1 pseudogene is annotated in these 269 nt (G+C 58.0%); it reads left to right on the top strand.

Annotated features, from left to right (window positions below):
- Positions 1-186: pseudogene (locus SB660_RS20880) on the top strand (IS110 family transposase); the annotation flags it as partial.
- Positions 187-269: the final 83 nt, after the last annotated feature.

Here is a 269-nt window from a genome sequence, read left to right as displayed (position 1 = left end):
CGAACATGCCTTCTCCATCTTGATCGAACGAGAGACCGGCTCGGCGTGTGGCTGGACGGGCTTCAGGCCAGGATGCACAATAACAAGGCGGCGGTCGCTCTTGCTGCCAAAATTGCACGCGTCGCATGGGTGATTATGACCCGACCGGGCGCGATCTACAATCGTCACGATCCGGCAAAAACCTGATCCAGCGACAGACTGCGAGGAGCGGGATAGTGATGACGAGACAGTTGATCAGCGCAGCGTAAGCTCTGGGCAAAAAAGCGGGC

Origin of the sequence: Bacillus sp. SIMBA_005 (assembly GCF_046535585.1) — a bacterium.
GTDB lineage: Bacteria > Bacillota > Bacilli > Bacillales > Bacillaceae > Bacillus > Bacillus pumilus.
Note: the sequence above shows the minus strand (reverse complement) of the source record. Positions and strands in the feature narration are given on the sequence as shown.